Consider the following 7,527-nt stretch of genomic DNA (forward strand, 5'->3'; position numbering starts at 1 on the left):
AAGCAAGTCGAATTTAAACAAAATGAGCCCAATACAATATCGAGCTCATTATTATCAAAATTAATTATAAATTTGTCTAAACTTTTGGGTGCAGTCTAATTCAATCGGAGTTTTTAACTATTGTGTGACTTTTAGGTCTTTCTTAGTACTTTTAATGTCCGCCACCAACTTCAATTTCGTTAGCAATTCCTTGTTTTTTAAGGATTTCAAATACATACCAACCATAAAAAGCAATGAATGCGAAGCATAAAACAGGAATGAAATAAGAATTATGAATTCCGATAATGTCGGATAATTTTCCTTGAAGTGGTGGAATAATTCCTCCGCCCAAAATCATCATTACTAAAAATGCAGAACCTTGTGAAGTATATTTTCCTAATCCAGCAATAGCAAGTGCAAATATAGACGGCCACATGATACTCAAAAATAATCCGCCGCTCATAAAGGCAAATGTTGCAACTAATCCAGTTGTAAATAATCCGATTATCATTGCTGTCATTCCCATCAATCCGAAAATTAATAATGTTCTAGAGGGATGATCTTTTCCTAAAAAGAAACCAGTAATTTGGAATACTATTACAAAAGCATAGGCATATAAAGGCGTAATGTCTTGACCCGAAATTGCATTAGCAACAAGAACGACACCAAAAGCTAGATAGGGAATAACGATTAATAATATTTTTTTTAGCTGTGATGAAGGATTGAATACAGAAATTGCTCCAGCCCAACGACCTATCATTAAACTTCCCCAATACATTGACATAAAAGGAGCCAATGCCGAACCTGTAATTGAACCAAAATCGGAAGTTTTTAGTAATTCTCCTAGATTACTTCCTATTGTAACTTCAACACCTACATAGGTAAATAGAGCTAACATACCTAAAACTAATTGAGGATATTTCATTGCACCCCAACCTTCTGAATTTTTTTGAGCCGATTTATTAGCAAATAATAATCCAAAAACTACTACTAAAAGTGTAGCGAATGTTAATCCTAGTCCTAAATAATCTTTTTCTTTATTATCGCCAGTAAAACGTGTTATAAAATCGGCATCTTCGTATCTAGAAAAGATATAGGCAAAGATTCCAATTAAAATAACGGTAATTGCAATTAATGTTGTTTGTGCTTTTCTTGCAGATTCAAATGTAGCATCGCTTTTTCCTGCGGGTAATTTTTTAGAAAAATAAAATAATGCTGCTGCTAGTAAAAATAAAGCACCAACAAAGACATATAAAATTCTCATAGAATCTAACGATTCGGCTTTTTGAGCAAAATCTGTAATGAATTTATCATCTACATGACCAACAGCTGCTGCGCCAAATAATGCTCCAGAAACTACGATGGGTCCAATTGTAGTTCCTAATGAATTTATTCCACCTGCTAAATTTAATCGGCTAGAGGCAGAGTGCGGTTCGCCCAATGATGCTGCAAATGGCTGAGCTGAGGTTTGCTGTAGTGAAAATCCAAGTGCTACAATAAATAATGCACCCAAAATTAGGGCATAACTTCCTTCTGTCACTGCAAAAATCATAAATAGGGCACCTACTGTACTTATTAAAAGCCCATTTATAATACCTTTTTTAAATCCCCAATTGTTAAGGATGTCTTTTTTTAATGAACTGCTTAGTATAAATAAAAATAAAGCTCCAATGTAATACGCTCCATAAAATGCGAAGTCAATTAACTGACTTTGAAATTGGTCTAATCCAAATTTAGCTTTACAAAAAGGAATAAAAACTCCGTTAGATGCTCCAATAAATCCCCAAAAGAAAAATACTGTTATGAGCGTGTAAAGTGCAGATTGATTAGATTTGTTTTGTTCTGAATTCATAATTTAGTTTTGGTTTAGTTAATAGGTTTGAAACTAATAGCGGTTCCACCACCATTAGCCAAATTTAATTTAATTTTTGACTTAGAAGTCACTTGTATAGTTTTTATAACATAGCTTATTGGATTGTTTTTCCAATGTGCAGTTGTACTGTCTTGATATATAATGGCTTGGTATTTTTTGTTAGGTGTAAGAAAATCCAATTTAATTTCTGTTGTTCTAGCATTTTCATCTGTTATAGCGCCTAAAAACCATCTTTCGCCATTTTTTTCTTTTCTAACAACGGTTAAATAATCTCCTGGTTCGGCTTCAAGGTATTTAGAATCTTGCCAATCTACAGCTACATCTTTTATAAACTGAAAAGCATCTGGATATTTTTCATAGTTTTCTATTAAGTCGGCAGCCATTTGAAGTGGTGAATACATGGTTACATAAAGTGCCAATTGTTTGGCCAATGTTGTGTGTACTTGTTCGGTTTTTTTAGGATCATAATAACTCATTTTTATTTCAAAAATTCCTGGAGTATAATCCATTGGTCCGCCTAGTAGTCTTGTAAATGGTAGGATGGTTTCGTGCATTGGTGGATTTCCGATGCTCCATGCATTAAATTCGTTTCCACGAGCAGCTTCGGCAGCAATATAGTTAGGATAAGTTCTACTATAACCTGTTGGTCGTGAGCTTTCATGAGAGTTTATCATCAATTTATAATCGGCAAATCGTCTTGCTACAAAGTTGAAATGATTGACCATAGTTTGTCCGTCATGAAATTCTCCACGAGGAATAATTTTGCCCACATAACCCGATTTTGCTGCAGGATAGCCATATTCTTTCATTAAATTTAGTGCTCTGTCTAAGTGTCTTTCATAGTTTGCAACAGATCCAGAAGTTTCATGATGCATTATCATTTTTACACCTTTAGATTTGGCATAATCATTTATTTCTTTCAAATTATAATCTGGATAAGGCGTAGTAAAATCGAAGACATCTTCTTTCCAATTGCCAAACCAATCTTCCCAACCGACATTCCAACCTTCAACAAGAACGCCGTCAAAACCGTTTTTAGCAGCAAAGTCGATGTATCTTTTTGTGTTTTCGGTTGTTGCTCCATGTTTGCCTGATGGCTTCATAGTTCCGTCGGCTGCATTTTGTGCATTTTGTGAACCTGCATAATCCCATGTTGATTTTCCTACATGCATTTCCCACCAAATTCCAACATATTTCATTGGTTTAATCCAAGAAGTATCGTCTAGTTTACAAGGTTCATTAAGATTTAAAATCATTTTAGATCCCACAATATCTCTTGCATCGTCGCTCATCATTATTGTGCGCCATGGAGAAACGGCTGGAGTTTGCAAATAGGCTTTGTCACCAATTGCATTAGGAACAAGATGTGATGTTAATTTATATTGATTAGGTATTAAATCTAGGTGCATTACTGGATAGTTTACAACTGCGGCTTCAAATATATTTATGTAAATACCTTCGTTAGATTTCATCATTAATGGTGCTTGAACTGTATATTTTCCTGCAATTGATTTTACTCCAATTCCATTGTTTTTATTAATGTTTTCAGTATTTATTTCGGATAATAACGTTTCATTATATGCATATTCTTGACTGTCAAAATCACCTGGAATCCAAAACGTTTTATGATTTCCTACCAAATTAAATTGGGTTTTTTCATCAGATATAATAAAATAATTCAAATTTTCTTGCTTCGGAAACTCATATCTAAATGCTACACCTTCATTATAAACTTTAAAAACAATATTGATTTTTCTTCCAGTTTCTTTTTGAAGTAAAAAATAAGTAATTTGGTTGTATTTGTTTTCAATAGTACTTTGTTCTCCAAGAACAGGATGCCACGGTTGATCAACTGTTTTTATTTCTTGATTTATAACAGAAAATCCACTTTCTAGAGCGGGAATATCTTTTAATGTAATGCCCAGAGTACTTTCGTTAATACAAATTTTAGATTTGTAACTAACAGAATATGTAGGTTTTCCATCGGACGAAAGTTTAAAATCTAAGGAAATATTTTTAGAAAGTGATTGAACATTCTGAGCGTTTGCAAATGTGGCAAAGAATATAATCACTAAATAATGAAGTTTTTTCATGTAAATGAATTAATTAAAAGTTTACTTTGTGATCTAGTTTGTGAATAAGTATTTTTTAGGTATAAAAATTATATTATTCTAAAAAAAAATCTCAATTATTTTATAAAAATACATTTATAAGGACAAACTTTAAAAAAGAATTGATAATACTTATCAACGAAAACGTTTTCTTTATAGTTTTTAACATTACAAACAGATCAATAAAAACAAAAAAAAATCCTGATAAACATCAAGATTTTAATTGTTTAAGAGTATAAACCAAACTATTTTTCATCAACATATTCTTGTAGATAAGCAAAACGTGTGGTCAATTTTCCGTTTTCGGTCATTTTTGCTCTTTCAAGAATTCCGTCTTTATCACCATTAAAAAAAGCTGGAATTACATGTTGCATAAACATTTCTCCAAATCCTTCACTAGCATCTTTGGGCAATTCGCAAGGCAAGTTATCTACTGACATTACCATTATTGAACCAGGATGTGTGTAAGGAACTTCTTTGTTTTCAATTGCTAAATAGCCAAAGAAAGGATCGGCTATTGTAGATGCTTTTATAGTACAAGCAATTGGTCCGTTTACATCGCATGAAATATCGGCAACTACTTGAATTTTATTTTTGGGTGATTGAAGCATTTCGCGAGTTAAAATATCTGGTGCTCCATTTCCATGAAAATGTCCTGCCATAAAGATGTCGGCTACTTCTGTAAATCGCTCAAAATTGGAAGTGTACTTTTGCGGATTTTTATAAAAATCTTTATTGTCTAAAGACCGTTCATCACTACGTTTATTGTAGTCTAAAACATCAATTTGAGTGTAAACTGCTTGTGAGTATTTTTTATTTAAAAAATCATCAACCGAAACTTGCTTAATTTTCATGCCATCAAGAATTTCTTTGGCACCCATTCCAACTTTACCATGACCTGTGAGTACAATTTTAATGTTGGGCAGTGTTTGACGTTTCAATCTTATAATTAAATCGTCTTTACTTTTTAAAGTTTCAGCTTTGGGTAAATTATACAATTCATATTTAATGCCAAAAGCTCTAAATCCGTTGTAAGCTCCAACAATTCCTGCATATCTACCAAAACCTATAAGTCTTCTATCTTGGGCATCTACAATAGTTTCATGGTCGTAAAGCGCTATGTTTTTTTCTAAAATTGCTTGCAATAATTTTCTGTTGTATGGCTGAAATTTAATAGTATGCGAAAAGAAAAAATACTTTTTATTAGGAATCAAAGCATCAACAGGAACTTCTTTTACACCAAAGAGCACATCACAATCGGTCATGTCAGTAGCAATTTCTAATCCCAAACTGCTGTATTGTTCGTCTGTAAATACTCTAATATCTGATGTTTCTACTTTAACAACAGCTTCTGGATGTTCGGTTTGCAAACGCACCAATTCTTCAGGCGTAAAAACAACTCTTCTATCTGGTGGATTTTTTCTTTCCTTTATAATTCCGAACTTCATTTTATGCTTTTTTAGTGTGCCAAAAGTAGTATTAACGAAAACGTTTTCAAAACTTTTTATCAAAAATTAAAAAAGCTTCTTTTTGTTGAATTTCAGCATTTTGTAGAACTTTGTTGATAATTTTATAATTATTATAACTTTTTGTGCAATTTGATTGTAAATATGTTTTCTATATTTGTTTTTCAACACTACATAAAATGTTTCAAAATAAAATTTCTATAATAACTATCTTCTTTGTTTTTTTTTCGTTTCTTAGTTGCGATAAATCTGGAAAAACAAATAATTTTTTTAGCAAAAAAAAACCTGAGTTATCCTATGCAATGTTGCCTTTAGAAGATTCGTTACCTAGATTGTCTGCCGCATACAAAGCCACTAAAAAGCGAGAAATAGAAAACTTTTTTGCTAATAATTTTTCAAATGATTTTGAAAATGTAAGTTTTCTTGTTGCAAAAAATGGTCAAATAATTTTTGAAAAATATGATGGTTTTGCCGATAAGGAAAATAACATTCTCAATTCGTCAACAACACCTTTACATATTGCATCGGTTTCTAAAGTACTAACTGCGTCTGCAATTTTAAAATTAATCGATGCAAAGAAAATTACTTTAGATCAAAAATTAACTACACTTTTTTCTGGATTTCCTTATCCAGATGTAACAATTAAAACGCTTCTTAATCATAGAAGTGGCATGAAAAAGTACAACTATTTTTGTGATGACAAAGCCAATTGGGGAAGAAATAAAACATTAACTAACAAAGATTTATTGAATGTTATAATTACAAAAAACATTCCGTTGGAAACTAAAACAAATACTCATTTTAGCTACAACAATACCAATTACGCTCTTTTAGCTTTGGTTATTGAAAAAGTCACTGGAATGAAATACGCACAAGCGATGAAGAAAATAATCTTTGAGCCGCTAGATATGAAAAACACTTTTGTAATTGACGAAACTAGCCCAAAAGAGAAAGCAACGCCATCCTATAAATACAATTATGTGAAATATCCTTTCGATTTTTTAGATGCTGTATATGGTGATAAAAATATTTATTCAACACCTAGAGATTTATTAAAGTTTGATTTAGCTCGAAATGCACCAGGATTTTTAAGTAAAAGTCTTTTAGATCAAGTTTTTAAAGGTTACAGTTATGAAAGTAAAGGTAGTAAAAATTATGGCTTAGGAATTAGAATGCGAGAATGGGAAACAGGGCAAACACTATATTATCACAACGGATGGTGGCACGGAAACACTGCAAGTTATATAACTTTAAGAAATGAAAATGCTGTTATTATTGCTTTGTCAAATAAATTTACTCGTAAAACATTCCAAATGAAACGATTGTCTGCTTTGTTCGGAGATTATCCGTTTACTCTTAAGGATACAATTAGTAAAGAAGAATAAAGAGTTTGTTTATTACTGTTTTCGGTAGTACATTTGCGGTATAATTTTTGATATTTAAATTATTTAATTTGGGGTCGACTGGTTTTGACAGCAAGTGGAATTAAATTGTAAGCACGTCGAGCTTTGTATTTTTAGCTCGTAAATCCAAATTTACAAAAACATAAACGGCGAAGGAAACTACGCTCTTGCTGCATAATCTGAATTATAGTAAGATTAGCCTTGTTCCTATAAGATAGGAAAGCAGGATTTACCTCGATAGCTTTGGTTTGTGGCGGTCGATAAAGGTAAATCGTAAAAATAAACCTAAGAACAGTGGAGCTTTGGAGCTGTTATGAAAATTAAAGAAGATAAGTGTTTTGTGGCTGTTTTTGGCCTAGCAGAATGACGAAAATTAAATCAGAAAATAAGCGTGTAGAAAGCTCTTTGATTGCTTGTTTGGACCCGAGTTCGATTCTCGGCGACTCCACTTTTAACTTTTCAAAGTAAACGAAAAGCCCATAAATCTTATGATTTATGGGCTTTTTTAATTTACGAAATATCAAATTAGACTATCAATTTATAAATTTTGTTTAAAAAATATAACTAAATAGTTTTGTTTTTAGTAAAAAAAACTCCCAAGAATAGTTAATTAATAGACTGCACCCAAAAGTTTAGACAAATTTATAATTAATTTTGATAATAATGAGCTCGATATTGTATTGGGCTCATTTTGT

The 7,527-nt window shown here is 31.8% G+C and carries 4 protein-coding genes and 1 other RNA gene; 2 read left to right on the forward strand and 3 right to left on the reverse strand.

The features are described from left to right. Positions 1-151 precede the first annotated feature (151 nt). The 3 genes from ACH2CG_RS16445 to ACH2CG_RS16455 all read right to left on the reverse strand — a co-directional run bounded on the left by ACH2CG_RS16445 (position 152) and on the right by ACH2CG_RS16455 (position 5,411). Positions 152-1,831 carry an MFS transporter gene (locus tag ACH2CG_RS16445; RefSeq protein ID WP_395067185.1) on the reverse strand — a complete coding sequence of 560 codons (1,680 nt, stop codon included), beginning with the start codon at positions 1,829-1,831 and terminating at the stop codon, positions 152-154. A gap of 14 nt (positions 1,832-1,845) precedes the next feature. Beyond that, positions 1,846-3,945: a glycoside hydrolase family 97 protein gene (locus ACH2CG_RS16450; RefSeq protein ID WP_395067187.1), complete on the reverse strand. Its 2,100-nt coding sequence runs from the start codon at positions 3,943-3,945 to the stop codon at positions 1,846-1,848. Between the two features lie 263 nt (positions 3,946-4,208). Continuing rightward, positions 4,209-5,411, reverse strand: a complete 1,203-nt coding sequence (locus ACH2CG_RS16455; protein WP_395067189.1) for an NAD(P)-dependent oxidoreductase — start codon at positions 5,409-5,411, stop codon at positions 4,209-4,211. 197 nt (positions 5,412-5,608) lie between these two features. Here ACH2CG_RS16455 and ACH2CG_RS16460 point away from each other — a divergent pair, with 197 nt between their 5' ends. Both ACH2CG_RS16460 and ssrA read left to right on the forward strand, forming a co-directional pair. After that, complete coding sequence (locus tag ACH2CG_RS16460) at positions 5,609-6,814, forward strand: serine hydrolase domain-containing protein (RefSeq protein ID WP_395067191.1); 1,206 nt, start codon at positions 5,609-5,611, stop codon at positions 6,812-6,814. A gap of 70 nt (positions 6,815-6,884) precedes the next feature. Beyond that, positions 6,885-7,283: a transfer-messenger RNA gene (ssrA, locus tag ACH2CG_RS16465) on the forward strand. The last annotated feature ends 244 nt before the right edge of the window (positions 7,284-7,527 follow it).

The sequence above is a fragment of the Flavobacterium sp. genome (assembly GCF_043778725.1).
Taxonomy (GTDB): Bacteria; Bacteroidota; Bacteroidia; order Flavobacteriales; family Flavobacteriaceae; genus Flavobacterium.

Coding starts and splice junctions, on each gene's coding strand:
- ACH2CG_RS16450 (WP_395067187.1), bottom strand. CDS start 3,945: ATGAAAAAACTTCATTATTTAGTGATTATATTCTTTGCCACATTTGCA.
- ACH2CG_RS16445 (WP_395067185.1), bottom strand. CDS start 1,831: ATGAATTCAGAACAAAACAAATCTAATCAATCTGCACTTTACACGCTC.
- ACH2CG_RS16455 (WP_395067189.1), bottom strand. CDS start 5,411: ATGAAGTTCGGAATTATAAAGGAAAGAAAAAATCCACCAGATAGAAGA.
- ACH2CG_RS16460 (WP_395067191.1), top strand. CDS start 5,609: ATGTTTCAAAATAAAATTTCTATAATAACTATCTTCTTTGTTTTTTTT.